This is a genomic window from Butyrivibrio sp. AC2005 (genome assembly GCF_000424145.1).
Lineage (GTDB): Bacteria > Bacillota > Clostridia > Lachnospirales > Lachnospiraceae > Butyrivibrio.
Genome location: NZ_AUJI01000023.1, coordinates 22,150 through 43,034, shown reverse-complemented (window position 1 = coordinate 43,034; position 20,885 = coordinate 22,150). Strand labels below are relative to the sequence as shown.

Below are 20,885 nucleotides of genomic sequence, written 5' to 3'. Positions count from 1 at the left end.
TTTTTTGTCAGATATTAATGCAATAATTCAAAACTCTTAAGGGAGCAGCTTCCGTTTCCTACAAAGGTAAGGTAAAGCGCGTTAACACCTGTAATTGGTGCGAAACTGCAAGAGCCTTCTGTCCAGATATTCTGGTTTTCTATATTGATTTCACCAAGAACTTCGCCATCCCACTTGGTTTTTACCTGTACTTTTCCATTGAAATAACCGCGGGTCTTTATCATAACGCCAGTTACATTTTTCATGTCAAAGTACTTGAACCCTGCTGTGGAATCATTACAAAACTCTCTGATATATCCTATCTTTGGATCGCCATCACCACCATCCTGAACAACTCTCGGACCTGCTGAACCAACATATATTGCGTGCTCGTCCGTAAAGAGGTTACAGGCAATATATGAAGGATATTCACCAATATCTGATAAAGGGCCGTTATTAAGGCCACAGGATGTTATTTCAGCCTGTATTATGCTGCCATCAGGGTTGAATGTGAGCTTCTCTGCACATCCTTGTCTGCTGTACCAGGTATTGTTGGTATGCCTGTGGTAAAAGATATACCATGACTCGCCAATCTGAACCATGCTTCCGTGATTGTTGGCACCTTTTGCCATTGCCATTTCCGGCTTTTTATATGAATCAATATGCAGATCGCAGTTACTTACTATAACACCGCCATAGCTGAAAGGTCCCTCAGGGCTGTCGGAAATAGCATAGCAGAGCTCATGCATGACCTCAGAGGAGTAAATAAAGAAGTATTTACCATCTTTTTTACGTATAGAGGGAGCTTCAAAGAAAGCATGTCCTTCATATTCAGTACCCTTGCTGTAACAACTGCCTGGAGCAACAATTACAGGTGCTTTCTCAACAGTTAGCATGTCGGAACCAAGTACTGTCAACATAGCGCCATGTCTTGAAACGTCCCCTTGTCCGCAGAATCCGGTGAAAAGATAGGTTTTATCTCCTTCAGTAAGGACGCCTGGATCAAACTGAGGCTCATCGCCTTCTTTTTCTCCAAGCCTTGTTCCATCCGGATAGTGAACATATCCAAGGAATTCATATTTTCCTGCAGGTGTATCGCAAACAGCAACAGAAACGACTGATATTTTATCCAGTACATAATAGAGGTAATATCTGCCATCAGGACCTACTGTAACGTCAGGTGCATATAGGCACATATGGCCATCCTTGTTAAGTGGGTCGGCTGTTTTAGGATAAATAACTCCTTCATAATGCCAGTCCCCCAGACTGTTAACAGGTGCTGACCAGCATACATAATCCCCAAGACAGAAGGTCTCGCCGTTATAAATATCGTGTGAGCCATAAACGTAAACTCTGTCTCCAAATACGTAAGGTTCCCCGTCCGGAATATACTCCCAGGAAGGAAGATAGGGGTTAAGTGCCTGCTTTTTACCGGTAATTCCAAGTCTTATACCGCCTTCTTTTTGAGGAACAGCACCTCTGCCGTCAAATACCATTTCTGCGCGATTTTTATCTGTATAGGGCTCCCAAATAGGAAGTTCTGAGCCGTCCCATCCTTTTCCATTGGGATTTCCTGTTTTTATGAAGTTGGCGAACATGTCGCACATCTGTCTTGCAAGTTTAAAATGACGACCTTCCATAGGCCTCCAGCATTTTCCGAGAGATTCGAAGAAAAACCAAAGATCTACGGAGTGGAAGGTGCCGGGAGTATCATCACCCGGAATATCCGGATCGAACCTGTAATAGTAGTGGTTCTGATTTCTTCCGTTCTTTTCAGCGTCAAGAAATACGGTTTTTACGGATATTTCAACACTACTGTCTCCATCAATCTGGAATTCATCTGTAGTGTTTCCTGAAATAACAGGTACCGGTGCATTTCTTCCTTCGAGGAATTTAACAGCAGGATCCTCCTTGCTGAAAACGCCATCAACTATAGGGAACATGCGGGGGTGTGAAGCAGCGTACTCGGCATATTTTGCTTTAAGAGTTTCTGCATCAATTTTTCTTGCTTCATCAAGGCTTTTGGCTCCAATGAAATCAAAAAATTCTTCACCCTTTTTCTCAGCGGCGGATAAGTCAAGCGGTCTAAAGATATCGTCTGTTACTTTAGGATTGTGAATCATACCACTGATAACAACAGCGCCTTTGATTTTGTCATAATTGTCCTCACAGGCAAGTTGGTGCATAGTGCTACCGCCTCCTGCGGATTGTCCTGCGATGGTAATCTGATCGGGATTTCCACCAAAAGCAGAAATATTTCTGTATACCCATTCAAGTCCTGCTTTTTGGTCGAGAAGGCCGAAATTACCGGGAGCTTCAGGAGCTTCTTTTGTTATTTCCGGATGAGCAAGGAAACCGAGATGGTTTAAGCGATAATTTACGCTTACGACAATTATGCCTCTTCTTGCGAGTTTTTCTCCGTCAAATTCCATTTCTGCCGTGTATCCCCACTGAAAACCTCCTCCGAAGTACCATACAAGCACAGGAAGCTTTTCATTTGCCTTTTTGGCAGGCGTCCATATATTAAGATAGAGACAATCCTCGCTCATTGCGATATCGGGATCCACATGCCATTCCTTGCAGTAAATATCAGTACCAAGACCCGGTGTGTCCTGCATGGAAATAGGACCATATTCAAAGGCGTTCAGTACACCGTCCCAATCCTCACAGGGCTGAGGTGATCGCCATCTGTTTTTTCCGACCGGTGGTGCAGCAAAAGGAATACCTTTATATACTGTAATTCTGGGGTCGGAGCCGGGAAGACCTTTTACTTCGCCGTTTTCAACTCTAGTCTGTCTTAACATGTTTATTGTTCCTCCATACAAAAAAGTTTCTTCAATATACCAATAATTTGTAATTCCCATATCAATTTTAATGATTTGCATTTTGTATGGTCTATGCGAATCTTGCTATTTCGTTTCAAAAGATTGCTATGCACTACGCAATTTGTGCAAAAAAATGAGCAATTACTTTGTGGAAAGAATCTTACAGGAACAATAAAATTACATTAAATTGGGATAAACATAGGGTTTTGCGACATTCGCAATATTCGGGAGGTAGCAATGCAAGTTTTTGAAACACAGACAATGGAAGAGATGTTTGAAGGGCTGAAGATCAGTCCTGCATATAAAAAGTATTCCGAGCATAATCCTGTTATGATACAGAGATATGGTGCGGATCCGTATGCGCTGGTATATGAGGGAAGGGTGTACCTTTATATGACCGGCGATGATCCGGTATTTGATGAGAAAGGTGATGCAAAGGAAAATACCTATAGCAATATAAATACAATTAATGTGGTTTCTTCTGAGGACCTTGTTAACTGGACGGATCATGGAACTATCTATGCTGCATCGGTAACAGGTGCTGCGAAATGGGGAGCTAATTCATGGGCTCCTGCAGCAGCTTATAAGAATATAGATGGAAAAGACAAATTTTTCCTGTATTTTGCAAATAATGGAAATGGAATTGCGGTGCTAACGGCGGACAGTCCTGTAGGACCCTTTACAGATCCGATTAATGGACCGCTTATTTCAAGAGAAACACCTAATTGTGCTGAGGTTACATGGCTTTTTGATCCTGCTGTTCTTATGGATGATGACGGAAATGCTTATCTGTATGTTGGTGGTGGTGTACCCAGTCCTGAAAAGGCATCAAACCCGGGGACAGCAAGGGTGGTAAAGCTTGGAGAAGACATGATTAGCCTTGATGGCGATCCTTTACCAATTGAGAATGTAGCGTATCTGTTTGAAGATTCAGGTATTAATAAAATAGGAGATAAATATTATTATTCTTATTGCTCTAATTTTAGTATGACTCCTGAAGCAGAAAAAGAGCGAGGATTTGAGCAGGGTGAGATAATAACACTTGTTTCTGATTCTCCCATGGGACCGTTTGAGCATTTCTCACCGGTTCTTAAGAATCCTGAAGTTTTCTTTGGGCTTGGCGGTAATAATCATCATTGCATGTTTGAATTTAAGGATCAGTGGTATATTACCTACCATTCCAGAATTCTTGAAAAGGAAAAAGGATATCTTGGTGGATACAGAAGCACTAATATAGATGTTTTGGAAATAAAAGACAATGCGCCTGCCGTTTCAAAGGGAACAAAAACAGGAGTAAAGCAGGTTTCTTATTTAAATCCATACGATGAAGTATCGGCAGTAACAATGTCAAATTCTTCAGGAATCGATACAGTTCAGTATGGTGAAGAGGCTATAAAGTGCGGATCCGGAGATATGGTTGTCACCGGAATAAGTGATGGAAGCTGGATTAGCGTTACAGGCGCTGACTTTGGAAACAGCGATCCGTTTGAAATAAGCCTTAAATATAAGAGCAGAGGTACAGGTGCAGTAAGAGTAAGTCTGGATTCACCTGAAGGAGATGTTTTGGCATATATTCCGATTGAGGATACAGACAATGAGATTGAAGACACGTTTGTGGCTTTGGAAAAAAGACCGGGCGGAGTGCATGATATTTTCTTCACTTTCGTGGGGAAAGATTACGATTTGATTACGTGGAGATTTATAAAATGATTAGTGAAAAAGTTTCTTTGGGGACAATTAATCCGATAATACCAACGGATTATCCGGATCCTGATGTGATCCGAGTGGGAGATGTATACTATCTGGCTTCAACAACAATGCATTTTTTTCCGGGGTGCGAAATATTAAGATCTTATGATTTGCTACACTGGGAGCATGCAGCATACGTTTATGACAAACTTGATAGCACTGAGGGACAATGCCTTAGCAATGGGGAAAATATTTATGGAAAAGGCATGTGGGCACCATGTCTCAGATATCATAACGGATGCTTTTATTTAAGCTTCTGTGCTAATGATACGCAGAAAACATATTTATACAAAGCTGACTCAATAAACGGACCATGGAAAAAACAATACATAGACGGCTTTTATCACGATGGAAGCATTTTGTTTGATGGTGACAGGGTTTTTATAGCATTTGGCAACAGAGAGATTAAGCTTGTGGAATTGGACAGCGAGCTTAAAGGACCTAAAAAAGGCGGCCTTCAAAGGGTTCTTCTAAGAGATGAGAATAACCCCAGACTTGGTTACGAAGGATGCCATTTTTATAAGATTAATGACAGATATTATCTTTTTCTTATTCATTCGCTTCCGGACAGATGGATGAGAACTCAGAATTATTTTATGGCAACTTCGCTTGAAGGAGAATTCCGTGGCGGAGAGCTTTTCTGTGATGATATGGGGTATTTCGGACAGGGTGTTGCTCAGGGAGGAATAGTAGATACTCCGGAAGGACACTGGTTCACGATGCTTTTCCAGGATAGAGGCGGTGTTGGAAGAACCCCGTTCTTGCTTCCTTTACGTTTTAAAGGTGCAAACCCTTACATAGAAGAGAACGGAAAACTTCCGTCAGAGATTGAAATTTGTAACACAAATCCTGATCATAAGTATTTATCACTTACCGGAAGTGATGACTTTAGCAAGACCGGCAAAATCTCCAATACTGAAGATGGAAGAGTAACTACGGATGCTGCTTTTGACAGCTTTGGAATGAGAAGCTTTTGGCAATGGAACCATCAGCCGGAGATATCTCTTGTAAAAGTGGATACCAGAAAAAGAGAACTTGTTCTTTCTACAGATAGAATTTGTGACAAATTTGATCAGGCGATAAATACATTAACGCAGAGAATGACGCTGCCAAGAAGCAGAGCAAGTGTTATTGTAAATGCATCGGGGCTCAAAGTCGGAGACAGGGCAGGCCTTGGAATTCTGTGTGAAGAGTATTGCTATCTCGCAATAGAAAAAACTGATGATGGAAAGCAACTGCTCCTTATATCGAAAGAAAATGGAGATGAAGTTGTGAAATACACGCAATCGTTGGGAGATGAGGAGTCTTATGTATTTAGGGTAGATGCAAATACCTATGCTCCTGTGGGAAATGCGACAGTATTTTGGAAGAAACTCTCAGAAAATGAGTTTAAACCTGTTCCATTCTCAAAAAGTCTTCAATTTACACTTGCACATTTTGTGGGATGTAGGTTTGCGCTATTTATTCTTAGTATGAAGAATTCCGGTGGAAAAGTGTCGTTTTCTGATTTTAAATATGAAGTGTATTAAAAAATAAAACCTTCCCATTTTGGGAAGGCTTTATTTTTATAAACTATATAATTCTGGTTGCAACTGCATCCTCTTCTGAAATAGGCCCATCATCGGTAGTATTCTTGTTGTGCCTGAACAGTGCTCTGTATTCTCCCGGAGTACAGCCTTTCTTTGTTTTAAATGTCCTGTTAAAGGTTGAAATGCTTGAAAATCCTGCCTGAAGCGCAACGTCTGTTATTGATAGATCGTTCTGTGAGAGCAGGATTTCGGATGCTTTAATTCTTCTTCCTATCAAATAGTCATAAAAAGTGCAATTCATATATTCCTTGAAAAGCCTTGTAAAATGGAACTTGGAGAATCCACTGAAATCAGCGACTTCATCAAGTGTAAGATCCTCGGTGTAGTGTTCATCTATGTATTCGAGAACTCCATTAAGTCTTGTGAAATAGTCCCTGCGCTTATTCGGGCTGCTTTCTGTAAACAGATGTATCTGATTAAGCTGGCATCTGGTAAGCAGAGTGAATGCCTGAAGAAGATTTGCATATATTGAGAATTCGTAAAATTCTGTATTTTGGAAATATTCGTTCCAAATCTGAGTAAAGAGATCGTAAATTTCACTATAAACAGGAGCGTATGTCTCAGGTGTGATATGTATACAACTGTTTTTCACAAAGAGCATACCGGTATAATCCTTAACCTGTGAAAAGAAATCTACATTAAACAGGCATATAAAGCGAGCTCCGCTTTCCGGCGCGTGTAAATGGTGCATTTTTCTGGGAGAAATCATAAGGATCTCTCCTGGAAGGATATGATGAGGTTCGTTGTCGATATCTACATCATAATAGTTTTCTATAGGAATGATTACTTCCATTGCATCGTGCCAATGCGGCAGATAATCGCTGGTCTGCACATTGTACCAGATGCGGACAGAAGCGTCCTTGGGGAAAATGCTGTTCTCCTTCTCGGCTACCATTACTCTGTTACGGAAGTCGGTATTTTGCTGATAAAAATTCAGATTAAGGTTCTCTTTTTTGTTTTTCATAGCGTCCTCTTAAAATCTCAAAATCTGATAAACAAATATTTGCATTGATTATGCAATAATTGCGAAACGCAATCTTATATTTTCGTACTTTAGCATATATTGCGGGATGTAGTAAATAGAAAATGCCCTATTTTAGCAAGTTTGTGAAATGCTTACAAGAAATAGTGCTAAAATTTGTGCTAATAAAAGCAATAATTGAGAAGTAAATAGCAACAAAAAGGAAGAAAGATTCAGTAACATACTACACTCATATTTTGCTATTATGAACGAAATATGTTCTACATATAAAATAATTATAAACAAGAGATGAAACAAAAATAATGATATTGTAAAATATTCACAAAAAGTGGAGGGAGATTTTGGAAACTATATAGCAATAAGCGCGTATGGAAAAGCAAAATATGATAAGCACAATACCTAATAAACGTCTATGCTGTAGTAACAGCAAAGCTTTTAAGACTTTTAGCAAATTTTGAGAAGTAGAAAGGAATATTTCATGAAGAAATATGATCTTATAAAGCGCCGGAGGATTGGAGCAGCGGTATTGCTTGCAACAGCAGCAATTATCAGCGCAGGATGCGGCCAGCCTTCAACTGGAGGCACTACTGATACAAAAAGCGCAGATGAAATTTCCGCAACATCTGATAATTCAGATAAAAAAGATGAGAATTTGGAAGAATTTGCTGAAAATGCCTCAAATATGGAAGAAGACATGGCAGAAGATGCAGATAATATAGAAGGCTTTGCGGAAACAGATGATAAAGAAAAAGCAGAGGATACGGAGATTGCCGGCACTGATGAAAGTGCTGCCGAGAGTGAGGAAGAGGACGTGCCCGCATTAAAGGATAGCGTAAAAGAAACAATGGGATGCAGATTTGGCTGTGCGATAACCGGTCAGGAACCCTGGGATCTCGGAGTTTGGGACATAGTTACCAGGCATTTCAACTGCGTGACATTGGGAAATGAATTAAAACCGGATTCACTTTTCGGATATAGCAATGGAAAGTGTCCGGGAACGGAAGAAACAGAGTTGAATGGTGAAACGATAACGGTCCCGGTACTTAGTTTTAAAAATCCGGAAAAAATCCTGGATAAAATCCTTAAATGGAATGAAACACATCCGGATCAGTCATTACAGGTAAGAGGACATGTTCTCCTGTGGCATTCACAGACGCCTGAATGGTTCTTCCATGAAGACTATGATAAGGAAAAACCGTACGTATCTGCCGATGAGATGGATAAGCGTCAGGAATGGTACATTAAATCAGTTCTTGAACATTTCGTTGGTGAAGACAGTAAGTACAAAGATCTGTTTTATGGCTGGGATGTTGTGAATGAAGCTGTTTCAGATTCGACAGGAACCTACAGGACAGACACAGAAAGGCCTGATGAAGATCTTTCAGAGGACACTCACGGAGGAAATTCCAGTTGGTGGCATGTATATCAGAATGAAAGCTTCATTATTAATGCGTTTAAATACGCAAATAAATATGCGCCTGAGAGCCTTGAGCTTTACTACAACGACTATAACGAGTGTGATGTTAAAAAGCGAGGCGGAATCATAAAACTGCTCGAAGCTGTTAAAGCAGAAGAGGGAGCACCCGGAGAAGGAACAAGAATTACAGCGATGGGAATGCAAGGGCATTACAGTGTAAGCGGACCATCGACAACAGAGTTTGAGAGTGCGATTAAAGCATATGGCGATGTTGTAGGAAATATACAGATTACAGAATGGGATTTATCCGCAAGTGATCAGTATGACAGTTCAGATCCGGAATCTGTGGAAGCAGAATATGAGAAGAACAGAAAGCAATACAATCTTCTATATTATACACTTCAGGCAGCGCAGAATTCAGGAGAAGCCAAGGTGACCGGAATGACATTCTGGGGAACAATTGATAAGTATTCATGGCTTCAGTTCAGATCAAATGTGGGCGGCGGAAATAAATCAGGACAGGCTCAATGCCCGCTTCTGTTTGATAGTAAATATGAGCCTAAACCGAGTTTCTGGGTATTTGCAGAAACAAAAGCAGAATAAGAGATTTGGTGGATAACATGAAAAAGACTTCCAGGACAATTTTAATAATAATCGGCGTTTTAGCAGTTATCGCAGGAATCTGCGTGCTTCTGTCGCTGAGAGATGTGGATGACTTCCATAATAAATATGAAGGAACAGACCTTACGGTAGATGTTGAAGGTATGGAGAGGACAGGAACATATACCAATTACCTGCAAGACCATGCTGATGCAGATAAACCGAGTGAGTCAATAGATGTGGATCTGTATAACAATCAGAGTGAGGGAGATGTTCATGAAGAGAACAATCCCGAGGGTGATGCAGATAAAGCTCTTTATACAGGAACAGGATCAAAAGTGACTTGGAAGGTCAATGTTCCAAAAGCAGGATTATATAACCTCTATATAAATTACTTCCTGCCTGAGTCAAGAGGAGTTGCTGCTGAGAGATCAGTCTTCATAAATGGCGAAGCTCCTTTTGAAGATGCAAAGAACATTACATTTACAAGAATCTGGGCAGATGGCGGCGAAGTTAAGGTTGATAATCAGAAGAATGAAATAAGACCTACACAGGTAGAGGTTTTTGACTGGCAGAAAGCTTACTTCAGAGATGATATGGGATTCATTACAGAACCTTATCAGTTCTTTTTCGAACAAGGTGAAAACGAGCTGACAATTGAAGCTGCTAACGAGCCAATGCTGATAACTCAGCTTCAGTTGAAGGCAATAGAGAAAGCGAAGACCTACGAAGAGTATTCAGCAGAATTTGCAGGAAAAGATGGTTCCGATACAGCAAAGACATACATGCAGACTGTTCAGGGTGAAGCTTCAACATTAAGATCAGAATCATCACTTTATGCTAAGTATGACAGATCTTCACCTACAACTGTTCCTAACAGCGTAACTCATACAGTTCTCAACTATGTTGGAGGAGATACATGGAGAAGCTCAGGACAGTGGATTGAGTGGAACATAGATGTTCCCGAAGATGGCCTTTACAACATAATGGTAAAAGGACGTCAGAATTACTCCAGAGGTATCGTATCAAACAGACGAGTTCTTATAGATGGTGAGGTTCCTTTTGATGAGTTAAATGAAGTGTCATTCCCGTTCGCAAATGACTGGGATTGCCTGACACTTGCAGATGATAACGGAACACCTTACAACATTTTCCTTACAAAGGGAACACATACTATTAGATTAGAAGCAACTCTCGGTGGAGTTGGTGAAATACTTCAGGAACTTGAGGATTCAACCTACAGACTTAATCAGATATATAGAAGAATCCTTGTATATACAGGTGCAACGCCGGATGTTTACAGAGACTATCATATAGAAAAGACATATCCGGAAATCATGCAGGCTATGGATCTTGAATCCAAGCGTCTCTATAAAATAGTAGATGATATGGTTGCATACAGTGGACAGAAAGCAGACCAGATAGCTTCTGCACAGACTGTTGCACAGCAGCTTGAAAGATTCTGTGCTAAGCCTCAGAAGATTACAACAGAGTTTACATCCTTTAAGGATAACATAACTGCACTTGGTACAGCGTCACTTAATATGAGTGATACAAAGCTGGATATTGATTATCTGGTAGTATCAGGAACCGGAGTATCACCGAAGAAAGATAAAGCAAATTTCTTTACAAAGAGCGGACATGAGATTAAATCCTTCGTTGCATCCTTCTTTGTAGATTATAACTCAGTCGGTGATGTATATGATTCAAATGGATCAGATAAGGTAGTAAAGGTATGGATACTTACCGGACGTGATCAGGGTACAATCCTTAAGTCCATGGTAGATGATACGTTCACACCTGAAAGCGGAGTAAAGGTTAACGTAGAAATTGTTGCTCCGGATGCGCTTCTTAATGCAGTACTTGCAGGAAGAGGACCGAACGTAGTTCTTTCCGTAGGAGCAGACCAGCCTGTCAACTACGCACTCCGTGGTGCAGCTGAGGATATTACACAGTTCCCTGACTGGCAGGATGTAATTGCTCACTATTCAGAGAGTTCATACGAGCAGTACAGACTTGATGGACATATTTATGGTCTCCCGGAGACACAGACCTTCAATGTTATGTTCTATAGAAAGGACGTACTTGAAGAACTGGGACTTGAACCTCCGCAGACATGGCAGGAACTTATTGAAATGATGCCTACAATCCAGGGTAAGAACCTTTCAGTAGGAATTCCGACAGCAGCCGGTAACAGCGGAGCTGCACAGGCATCAACATCAATTATGTCGAGCCAGCCGGATCTTTCAATGTACTTCTCACTTCTCTATCAGTATGGTGGGGATATGTACAATGAAAACGGTACAAAGACAACAGTCAATACAGAAGCAGGTGTCAGAGCATTTGATGATTATGTAAGATACTTCAATGACTATGGTCTGCCGGTTATTTATGACTTTGTAAGTAGATTTAGATCAGGTGAGATGCCGATAGGTATTTCTCCGTACTCAACATATAACACACTTATGGTATCAGCACCGGAGATCAGAGGCCTTTGGGACTTCACACTTATCCCCGGAACAGAGATGCCGGATGGTACTATCAACCGCTCAGACTTCATCACAGGTAGTGCGACTATGATGATCAAAACTGAGGATGAAGAGCTTAGGAATCAGTCCTGGGAGTTCATGAAGTGGTGGGCAGAACCGGATACACAAGTTAGATTCGGTCGAGAGATCGAGGCCCTACTTGGATCTTCTGCAAGATATGCTACAGCAAACAGAGATGCATTCAGAAATCTGTCCTGGAGCGCAGATGATATAGAAGTACTTGATGATCAGTGGGATCAGACAGTTGGAATTAGAGAAGTTCCCGGTGGATATTTCACAGGACGTCACATTTCCAACGCGATCCGTAAGGTAATAAATGAAAAAGTTGATTCACGAGAAACAATCATTGATTACTCAATCATGATAGATGAAGAGATCGTGAAGAAGAGGAAAGAGTTCGGAATGCCACTTGAATAAAGAAGGCATAAGCACACTAATCCGAGAAATTTAGGAGAGAAAGAATGAAAGAGTATCTTCAAAAATACTTCACCTTGCGAAAACATGAAGCAAAGGTGGCATATAAAAAAGCAAAAAATCGAAAAATGTGCTATCTCTTTCTGGCACCCTACGCGATTTTGTTTACAATGTTTTACATTTTTCCGGTTTTGGCATCCATATATTTTAGTTTTACATATTATAACGTATTGGAAGCACCGCGATTTATCGGTCTGCAGAATTATATCAGCCTGATTCTGCAGGACGACATCTTCCTAATCGGTGTGAAAAACACATTGTTGATTGCAGTGATTACCGGACCTCTTGGCTATATAATGTCCTTCCTTTTTGCCTGGCTGATAAATGAATTGCCAAGATGGGTACGAAGTATAGCGGTCTTAGTGTTTTACGCACCGTCAATCGCGGGTAACTGTTTCGTTATCTTCTCTGTACTTTTCAGAGGTGATGCGTATGGTCATGTAAATGCACTTTTGATGAACATGGGAATAATTGATAAACCAATCCTATGGCTTGTAAATCCGGCATATATGTTACCTATTTGTATGGTAGTTATCCTCTGGATGAGCCTTGGTTCAGGATTCCTTGCTTTCGTAGCTGGTCTACAGGGCGTTGACAGATCACAGTTTGAAGCCGGATACATGGATGGTATTAAGAACCGTTGGCAGGAGCTTTGGTTCATTACGCTGCCCAACATGAAGCCTATGCTTATGTTCGGTGCGGTTATGTCAATAACACAGGCATTCAACGTTGCTGATGTTACAATGCAGCTTTGCGGATTCCCCAGTACGGATTACGCAGCAAGAACAATCGTAGCGCACCTTATTGACTACGGTTCAACAAGATATGAGATGGGATATGCATGTGCAATAGCAACTATCCTGTTCCTGATGATGATCTTATGCAACAAAGCAATTCAAAGTCTCTTAAGGAGAGTAGGAACCTGACATGAGTAAAGAAAGTAGCAAGAAAAAAATTGAAAAAGCAGAGAAGGAACAGGTTTATCGTAAGAAACTGATTAAGAAAAGAAAACCTAATCGCTCAATAATTGGTGACATTTTCCTATATTTATTCTTATTGTTTCTGGCTTTTGTAATGGCATTCCCGATTATTTATGCGGTTAGTAGTGCTTTGAAGCCTTTGGATGAACTGTTTAAGTTCCCGCCAACGATTTTCCCGAAGCATCCTACATTGGATAACTTCTCAGATCTGTTCGTAACAATGGGAAAATCCTGGGTTACCTTCTCAAGATATCTGTTCAATACAGTGTTTATCACATTTGTAGGAACATTCGGACATTTGATAATTTCATCAATGGCAGCGTTTGTACTTGCTAAGTATGATTTCCCCGGAAATCAGGCATTTTTCAAAGTAGTAACAGTTGCTATGATGTTCACCGGTTATGTAACAGCCATCCCGAACTACATCATTCTAAACAAACTCGGATGGATTGATACATACTGGGCAATCATTATACCGGCATTCGCAGCACCTATGGGGCTTTTCCTTATGAAGCAGTTCATGGAAGGTCTTCCCACATCACTTATTGAAGCTGCCAAGATAGATGGAGCTAATGAGTGGAAGGTATTTGCAGGAATAGTAATGCCGAATGTTAAGCCCGCTTGGATGACACTTATCATCTTCTCAGTACAGAGACTCTGGAATGACAGAGCAGCAACCTTTATTTATTCAGAGGAAAAGAAGACACTGGTATTTGCACTTCAGCAGATTCAGAGTGGTGGTATTGCAAGAACAGGTCAGGGTGCAGCCGTACTGGTTGTAGTAATGATCGTTCCGATTATCATCTTCGTATTCTCTCAGAGCCAGATCCTCGAGACAATGGCTAGTTCAGGTCTTAAGGATTGATAAAAGACATTACCATACCATACTTGGAAAGGTGTTAGTTATGCAGACTATGAAAAAAATCGTAAAAGGAGCTGCTGCAATATTTGCAGGAATGATGGTAGTTACGGCCACTCCTTTGACGGCATACGCAGGTGAATATGGATACACCTACAATTACGATTATTGGGGAGATGTTCAGGAAAGTCCTGATTTCTACAATGTTTGTAAGGTGTTTACAGGATCAGACTTAGGACTTGATACAAACTTAAAGAGTCCTGATGGAATATTCACTTATGGCAATTTTATATACCTTTGTGACAGCGGAAACAATCGTATTATCGAACTTAAAAGAGATTCAGCCGAAAAATTGGAGGTTGTAAGAATCATCGATTCTTTTGAGGGAGATGTCGAAGTTAAGACTTTCTCCAATCCAACAGACGTTGCTGTTTCTGAAGAGGGAGATTTTTACATCGCTGATCAGGGTAATGCGAGAGTATTAAAACTCGATAAGGATCTGAATTACATTATGGAATTCACAAAACCTGATGATAATACACTTGATCCCAGTCTTGTTTTCCAGCCCAAGAAACTCGCAATTGATACAGCAGGTCGAGTTTACTGTATTGCAACAGGTATTAACAAAGGTCTTATAAAGTATGAAGCTGATGGATCTTTCTCGGGCTTTGTAGGAGCAACTCCTGTTACTTTTGACTGGACTGATTATATCTGGAAAAAGTTTGCTTCTCAGGAACAGAGAGCTAAGATGGAATCTTTTGTTCCTACCGAATATGAGAATATCTTCATGGATTATGAAGGATTCATATATGCAACAATGGCAATAAACGAGGACAAAGCTTCAAAAACCGATAATGCGGTAAGAAAGCTTAACCTTATGGGAAATGACATTCTTGTTCATAACGGAGAATGGGGAATTCTGGGTGACCTTTACTGGGGTTCCGGCGGTGGATATGAAGGACCTTCGGTTTTCACAGATGTTACCGTCATGACAAATGACATCTATGTATGTCTTGATAGGAACCGTGGAAGATGCTTTGGCTATGATGATCAGGGTAATATCGTATTCTGCTACGGTGGAAACGGTAATATGAATGGATACTTCCGTAAACCTACAGCTATTGACTGCATAGGTCACGATATATATGTAGTAGATGCTTTAGATAATTCTATTACAGTATTTGTTCCTACAGAATTTGGTCAAATGGTTTATAACGCAATAGAACAGTTTGATCAGGGTAAATACACAGAATCCGGTGAGTCCTGGCAAAACGTAATGAACCAGAATGGTAACTACGACCTGGCATACATAGGAATAGGAAGATCTCTTCTTCGCCAGAAACGTTATAAGGAAGCAATGGAGTACTTCGAGCTTAAATATGACGATGAGAACTATTCCAAAGCTTATAAGCAGTATCGTAAGGAATGGGTAGAAGATCATATTGTTTGGATTGTACTTGTTATTCTGGCACTGTTCTTAATCCCGCTTGGATCCGGAAGAATTAAGAGAATCAAGCATGAGATTGACACTGCAGATATTTTCATGAATTTACAGGACGGAGAAAAATAATGGCAGCTATCACAAAAGAGAAATATGATCGATATATTGACTCGCTGAAGTTTGCTCTTTACTGTATCTCACATCCGCTTGACGGATTTTGGGATCTGACACACGAAAAAAGAGGAACCTATGCAGCAGCCAACACCATACTGATTGCTACAGTGCTCATAAGAATATTAAAGCTCAGATATACGAGTTTCATATTCATGACAGTATATTGGGAAGACCTGAACATCTTCTTATACATAGCAAGTATTCTGTTTCCTTTGTCCCTCTGGGTTGTAGGAAACTGGGGATTAACAACGTTGTTTGATGGTAAAGGACGTTTAGGGCAGGTATATATGGCCACATGTTACGCATTTACACCATACCCGCTCATTCAATTCCCACTTATGATCTTTAGTAACTTTGTTACTGTGGATGAAAAAGAGTTTTACGCTATGGTGAGTGCAATATCACTGGTTTGGGCAGCACTCCTTGTTATAGCAGCTATGGGACAGATACACGAGTATTCAGCAGGTAAGAACCTACTTTTTACAGTTGCAACACTTTTTGCAATGCTTGTTATGATTTTCATACTGATGATCTTCTTCAGTATGATATCTCAGGGAGTTTCCTACTTTATATCTCTGGGTAAGGAATTATTGTTCCGACTATAGGAATTACGGATGGGAGCAGACATGAAAGATATGAAGAAAGAGAAAATACGACAGATATTAAAGAGCTTAGCAGCTCCTGTAATAATATGCCTTTTGATATTAGCTGCCGTACTTTTCATAATAAATCATAAAAATTCTAATGATAATGAGGAAGCTATTGTTCCGTATTCTTACGAAGGCGGAGAAGACACGGTAGTCCTTGAGAATGACAAGTTGAAGCTTGAAATGGATCCTTTAACAACACAGTTTACACTGACTGTTAAGGAAACCGGCAAGGTTTGGAGATCAAATCCGGAGAATGCAGCAAATGATACAGTTGCTCTTCCTGAGGAAAAAGCAAATCTTCAGTCTCCTCTCATTATGTCATACGCAGTAGTAACCGGACTTGAGACAACATATGATACGCATACCTACAGTACAGCGAACCAGATTTACAACATTACACAGGATGGTGACTCGTTAAGAGTAGATTATTCACTGGGTGATGTAATCAAAGAATATGTTATCCCTCCGGTAATCACGAAAGATAGTCTTGATGGCTGGCTTTCAAAGATGGATAAGGACGCAGTTAACTTTATCCAGCAGTACTATAAAAAGTACGATATAAACAAGCTTGGCAAAAAGGATAATAAAGACGAGCTACTTGCAAATTATCCGATTCTTGAAAATAACATTATTTATGTCCTTCGTGATAAGACAAAGGAAAATGTTAGAAAGAAGATGGAACAGTCTTTTGCGGATGCAGGATATACATATGATGATTATCTTGCAGATAAAGCACAGGATATGTCAGTAAAGAATTCTGATAAGCCCATCTTTAATGTAAGCGTTGTTTATAAGCTTGAAGGAAATGATCTTGTTGTAGAGATCCCTATGAAGGATCTGAAATATAAGAAGGATTCACCGATCTACACACTTACACCTCTTCCGTACTTCGGAGCAGGCGGCCAGGATGAAGATGGATACATGTTTGTTCCTGAAGGTGGCGGTGCACTGATTAACTTCAATAACGGAAAAGTTTCTCAGAGTAGCTACTACACAAATGTATATGGCTGGGATATGTGTCTGAGCAGAGATGCAGTAGTACATAACACCAGAGCATATTACGGAGTATTTGGTGTATCTGAGGGTGATAATTCCTTTATCTGCACACTTGAAGAGGGTAGTCCTTATGCATCAATTCAGGCAGATATCAGTGGAAAAAATAACAGCTATAATTATGTAAATGCAGTATACAGCATATGTCAGAGAGAACAGTATGATGTAGGTGATATTGCAAACAGTGATGTTTACGAATATGTTCCCAGTCTCCCGGATGAGACACTTACAAGAAGATATACATTCATTAACTCCGGAAGCTATGTAGATATGGCTAAAGAATATGGCACATATTTACAGGATAAATATGGCGATTCTCTTTCAATGAACGATGATACAAGCGCACCTGTTGCAATTGAGATGATAGGCGCAATCGATAAGGTAAAGCAGATTCTTGGAATACCTGTAAAGAGACCTGTTAAGCTCACAAGCTACAAGGAAGCAGCTGATATCATTAAGGATTTGGATGAAAGCGGCGTAGAAAATATGTCAGTAAAGCTTACCGGCTGGTGTAACGGTGGTGTGGATCAGAAATTACTGAAGTCAGCAAAGACCATTGGAGCGCTTGGCAGTAAGAAAGATTTAAAGAACCTTGTAAAAACCGGAGAAGATACCGGAGCTAAGGTATATCTCGATGGAATAACACAGTATGCAAACGATTCTAATCTGCTTGATGGTTTCTTCTCATACAGAGATGCAGCCAAGCTGATCAGTAAGGAACAGGCTAAGCTTTATGATTACAGCCACATAACCTATGCACAGAGAGAAAACTCAGATCATCTGTATTATCTCTTACATACAAATCTTGCAATGAATATTGCAGATAAGTTTGCTGATACAGCAGCATCCTACGGAGCAGGCGTTTCATATCAGGATATGGGTAAAGATCTTTCATCAGATTTCTACAGAAAGAACACTCATAGCAGACAGAGCGTTAAGAGCCTCCAGGAGGAAGAGTTCAAGAAGGTTCAGAGCGAAGGAACTCCCATAATGATCAACATGGGTAATGACTACGCTGTTCCTTATGCAAGCATGGTTACCGGAATGGATTTACGAGGAAGCGAGTATACAATACTTGACCAGTGTGTACCTTTCTACCAGATAGCAGTACACGGTAGAGTTAACTACACAGGAGATCCGGTAAATATCGGTGGCAATCAGGAAAATGAAGTTCTCTACAGCGCAGAATATGGCGCAGGTTTGTACTTTGCATTCATGAATGAAACTTCATTTGCTACACAGAAGACACTCTACACAGATTATTACGGAGCAACCTATTCTGCATGGAAAGATAAGATGGTTGATATCTGCACAAGATATAACAACGAACTTGGACATACTTTCAATCAGGAAATGGTTGATCACGAGAACATTACAGAAGATTTATCCCGCACAGAGTACGCGGATGGAACAAATGTCTATGTAAATTACGGATACAGTGATGCACAGACACCGGACGGAAAGACAGTTCCTGCCAGAGATTATCTGGTTGTCAGATGAGAGGAAATGGTTTTATGGAAAAGCAGATGCAAAAGAAGAAAATAGTTGGACTGCAAAAGAGAAAAGCAAAAGCCGGATATGCATTCATAGCACCTTTTATTATTGGATTTCTGGTATTTATGGTAAAGCCGCTTTGGCAGTCACTTCATATGAGTTTTTGCAACGTCGAACTTGGAGCCGGAGATTTTAAGGAAACATGGGTTGGACTTACCAATTTCATATATGCTTTCAGAGTAGATCCGGAATTCAACAGACTATTGGTTGAAGAGCTCTCAAGAATGATAGTGTATTCACTCGCAATCATAGTATTTAGTTTCTTTGTAGCTCTGATTCTTAATCAGAAGTTCAAGGGACGTGCGCTTGTAAGAGCAATATTCTTCCTTCCGGTTATCCTTTCATCAGGTGTAATCGTAGGACTTGAATCAAACAACCAGCTCATGGCTTCTCTTGCACAGACAATTGAACAGACAACACAGGGCGTTAGCGTAACAGCCGCTCTTGAGAGTGTCCTTCGTACAGCAGGTGTCGGTGTAAGGGCTTATGAAAAGGTATTCGAGGTTATTGATAACATCTATGATGTAGCAATTGCTTCAGGTATCCAGATCATTATCTTCCTGTCAGGACTTCAGAGCATATCATCAAGTATGTATGAAGCAGCTGATATTGAGGGATGTACAAAGTGGGAGAGCCTTTGGAAGATTACTTTCCCTATGATCAGTTCACTTTTCCTTGTTAACTGGTTATACACCGTAGTAGATTTCTGTATGCGTTCCGATAACGGAGTTATTGAGAAGATTCAGAAGGTTATGGTTGAGCAGATGCAGTATGGTAATGCTTCAGCAATGTCCTGGATTTACTTCTTGGTTGTACTAGCATTTGTCGGAATTACATCTCTTGTTATCTCGAAGGGAGTTTATTACTATGACTGATATGGCATTAGCACAGAAAATGAGTGCCAAAGAAAACAAAAAGAATACAAATGTTCACGCAGACAGAGATTTTTGGGAAAGAAACAGACTTTCTGGTGGATATCTCTTACAAAAGCGTATAATGGATATTGGTGTCAGTATCGTAAGATTTATTCTGTTATTCGGAATGTGCTTCATGATCCTGCAGCCCATCTTAAACAAGATCTCTGTAAGCTTCATGACAGAGAAGGATTTATACAATCCTATTGTTATAGCAATACCTGAACATTTCACAACTGAAAACTACAGACTTGCTGCAGAGCTTATGAATTACAGCCAGGCACTTGTTAATTCAATCATTATAGCTCTGACGATAGCAGTGTTACAGATTGCGGTTTGTACACTCGTAGGATATGGATTTGCAAGATTTGATTTCCCGCTTAAAAAGCTTTGGTTTGCAGCAGTTATCCTTGTAATCCTTATTCCGCCGCAGACAATTGCAAGTTCACTTCACTTGCATTTCAGATTCTTCGATGTTTTGGGCCTGGTTAAACTAACTACCGGAAGCACCTTAAACCTCAGAGGTTCGGCAATTCCTTATTACCTTATGAGTGCAGGCTGCATGGGACTTAAGAACGGACTGTACATTTTCATTATCAGACAGTTCTTCAGAGGCCTTCCTGTAGATCTTGAAGAAGCTGCATATGTTGATGGTTGCGGAATGCTTAAGACTTTTGTAAGCATCATGCTTCCTCAGGCTAAGCCGCCTATTACATCATGTTTCCTGTTTGCCTTTGTTTGGCAGTGGACAGACGGATTCTATTCAAGACTGTTCCTTGGAAATACAAAGCTTGTAAGTACCAGCCTTTCCAGAATTATTGATAGTCTTGGTGCATACATTCAGCGTATCAATGGTGTAAAGACAACAATATCGGTTGCATATTCTAACTGTATTCTTGCGACAGGTACTTTGATGATCATCATGCCATTGATTATCCTTTACCTCTTCGCACAGCGTGCATTCGTTGAGAGTATTGCTAATACAGGTATTAAGATGTAAAAAATCTCTTCGCGCAGAAGGAACGGAAGAGTAAAATAATACAATTTTCTTATGGGAATGCCCATTTGCTCTGGCAGCACCCGGGAATGCGCCGGG

At 40.4% G+C, this 20,885-nt stretch carries 13 protein-coding genes; 11 read left to right on the top strand and 2 right to left on the bottom strand.

Annotated features, from left to right (window positions below):
* Positions 1–14 precede the first annotated feature (14 nt).
* Entirely contained in the window at positions 15–2,783 is a 2,769-nt protein-coding gene (locus G602_RS31860) for a carboxylesterase family protein (RefSeq protein ID WP_330369071.1), read from the bottom strand.
* Positions 2,784–3,041: 258 nt separating this feature from the next.
* On the opposite strand from G602_RS31860, the gene G602_RS0107645 reads away from it, so the two are divergent.
* Both G602_RS0107645 and G602_RS0107640 read left to right on the top strand, forming a co-directional pair.
* Entirely contained in the window at positions 3,042–4,514 is a 1,473-nt protein-coding gene (locus G602_RS0107645) for a glycoside hydrolase family 43 protein (protein WP_081675893.1), read from the top strand.
* Complete coding sequence (locus tag G602_RS0107640; protein ID WP_044931476.1) at positions 4,511–6,082, top strand: glycoside hydrolase family 43 protein; 1,572 nt, start codon at positions 4,511–4,513, stop codon at positions 6,080–6,082. The genes G602_RS0107645 and G602_RS0107640 overlap by 4 nt, the downstream gene beginning before the upstream one ends.
* Before the next feature lie 43 nt (positions 6,083–6,125).
* Here G602_RS0107640 and G602_RS25725 read toward each other — a convergent pair whose 3' ends face one another.
* Positions 6,126–7,106 carry a helix-turn-helix domain-containing protein gene (locus G602_RS25725; protein WP_044931473.1) on the bottom strand — a complete coding sequence of 327 codons (981 nt, stop codon included), beginning with the start codon at positions 7,104–7,106 and terminating at the stop codon, positions 6,126–6,128.
* 496 nt (positions 7,107–7,602) lie between these two features.
* Here G602_RS25725 and G602_RS0107630 point away from each other — a divergent pair, with 496 nt between their 5' ends.
* From G602_RS0107630 to G602_RS0107590, 9 genes are read left to right on the top strand one after another with little or no spacing between them, the layout of a single operon-like run.
* The gene (locus tag G602_RS0107630) at positions 7,603–9,144 is read left to right on the top strand and encodes an endo-1,4-beta-xylanase (protein WP_026658472.1); all 1,542 of its coding nucleotides are present in this window, start codon (positions 7,603–7,605) and stop codon (positions 9,142–9,144) included.
* A gap of 17 nt (positions 9,145–9,161) precedes the next feature.
* A complete protein-coding gene (locus tag G602_RS0107625) occupies positions 9,162–12,107 on the top strand; it encodes an extracellular solute-binding protein (RefSeq protein WP_026658471.1) in 2,946 nt (981 codons plus the stop codon).
* A gap of 44 nt (positions 12,108–12,151) precedes the next feature.
* Positions 12,152–13,090 (top strand): carbohydrate ABC transporter permease, encoded by a 939-nt coding sequence (locus tag G602_RS0107620; protein ID WP_026658470.1) that lies wholly within the window; start codon positions 12,152–12,154, stop codon positions 13,088–13,090.
* A 1-nt stretch (position 13,091) separates the two neighbouring features.
* Positions 13,092–14,009, top strand: a complete 918-nt coding sequence (locus G602_RS0107615; RefSeq protein ID WP_081675892.1) for a carbohydrate ABC transporter permease — start codon at positions 13,092–13,094, stop codon at positions 14,007–14,009.
* A gap of 40 nt (positions 14,010–14,049) precedes the next feature.
* Positions 14,050–15,573, top strand: coding sequence for a hypothetical protein (locus G602_RS0107610; protein ID WP_026658467.1), 1,524 nt, complete (start codon positions 14,050–14,052; stop codon positions 15,571–15,573).
* Positions 15,573–16,223, top strand: coding sequence for a YIP1 family protein (locus G602_RS0107605; protein WP_026658466.1), 651 nt, complete (start codon positions 15,573–15,575; stop codon positions 16,221–16,223). Before G602_RS0107610 ends, G602_RS0107605 begins: the two co-directional genes overlap by 1 nt.
* A gap of 21 nt (positions 16,224–16,244) precedes the next feature.
* A complete protein-coding gene (locus G602_RS0107600; RefSeq protein WP_155829727.1) occupies positions 16,245–18,821 on the top strand; it encodes a DUF5696 domain-containing protein in 2,577 nt (858 codons plus the stop codon).
* Positions 18,822–18,835: 14 nt separating this feature from the next.
* Positions 18,836–19,750 (top strand): carbohydrate ABC transporter permease, encoded by a 915-nt coding sequence (locus G602_RS0107595; RefSeq protein ID WP_026658464.1) that lies wholly within the window; start codon positions 18,836–18,838, stop codon positions 19,748–19,750.
* On the top strand, positions 19,743–20,789 hold the full coding sequence (locus G602_RS0107590; RefSeq protein WP_242835525.1) for a carbohydrate ABC transporter permease: 1,047 nt from the start codon (positions 19,743–19,745) through the stop codon (positions 20,787–20,789). The genes G602_RS0107595 and G602_RS0107590 overlap by 8 nt, the downstream gene beginning before the upstream one ends.
* Positions 20,790–20,885 lie beyond the last annotated feature (96 nt).

What these genes read in the sequence shown, in the direction of transcription:
- G602_RS31860 (WP_330369071.1), bottom strand. Translation starts at nt 2,783, where the DNA reads ATGTTAAGACAGACTAGAGTTGAAAACGGCGAAGTAAAAGGTCTTCCC.
- G602_RS0107645 (WP_081675893.1), top strand. Translation starts at nt 3,042, where the DNA reads ATGCAAGTTTTTGAAACACAGACAATGGAAGAGATGTTTGAAGGGCTG.
- G602_RS0107640 (WP_044931476.1), top strand. Translation starts at nt 4,511, where the DNA reads ATGATTAGTGAAAAAGTTTCTTTGGGGACAATTAATCCGATAATACCA.
- G602_RS25725 (WP_044931473.1), bottom strand. Translation starts at nt 7,106, where the DNA reads ATGAAAAACAAAAAAGAGAACCTTAATCTGAATTTTTATCAGCAAAAT.
- G602_RS0107630 (WP_026658472.1), top strand. Translation starts at nt 7,603, where the DNA reads ATGAAGAAATATGATCTTATAAAGCGCCGGAGGATTGGAGCAGCGGTA.
- G602_RS0107625 (WP_026658471.1), top strand. Translation starts at nt 9,162, where the DNA reads ATGAAAAAGACTTCCAGGACAATTTTAATAATAATCGGCGTTTTAGCA.
- G602_RS0107620 (WP_026658470.1), top strand. Translation starts at nt 12,152, where the DNA reads ATGAAAGAGTATCTTCAAAAATACTTCACCTTGCGAAAACATGAAGCA.
- G602_RS0107615 (WP_081675892.1), top strand. Translation starts at nt 13,092, where the DNA reads ATGAGTAAAGAAAGTAGCAAGAAAAAAATTGAAAAAGCAGAGAAGGAA.
- G602_RS0107610 (WP_026658467.1), top strand. Translation starts at nt 14,050, where the DNA reads ATGCAGACTATGAAAAAAATCGTAAAAGGAGCTGCTGCAATATTTGCA.
- G602_RS0107605 (WP_026658466.1), top strand. Translation starts at nt 15,573, where the DNA reads ATGGCAGCTATCACAAAAGAGAAATATGATCGATATATTGACTCGCTG.
- G602_RS0107600 (WP_155829727.1), top strand. Translation starts at nt 16,245, where the DNA reads ATGAAAGATATGAAGAAAGAGAAAATACGACAGATATTAAAGAGCTTA.
- G602_RS0107595 (WP_026658464.1), top strand. Translation starts at nt 18,836, where the DNA reads ATGGAAAAGCAGATGCAAAAGAAGAAAATAGTTGGACTGCAAAAGAGA.
- G602_RS0107590 (WP_242835525.1), top strand. Translation starts at nt 19,743, where the DNA reads ATGACTGATATGGCATTAGCACAGAAAATGAGTGCCAAAGAAAACAAA.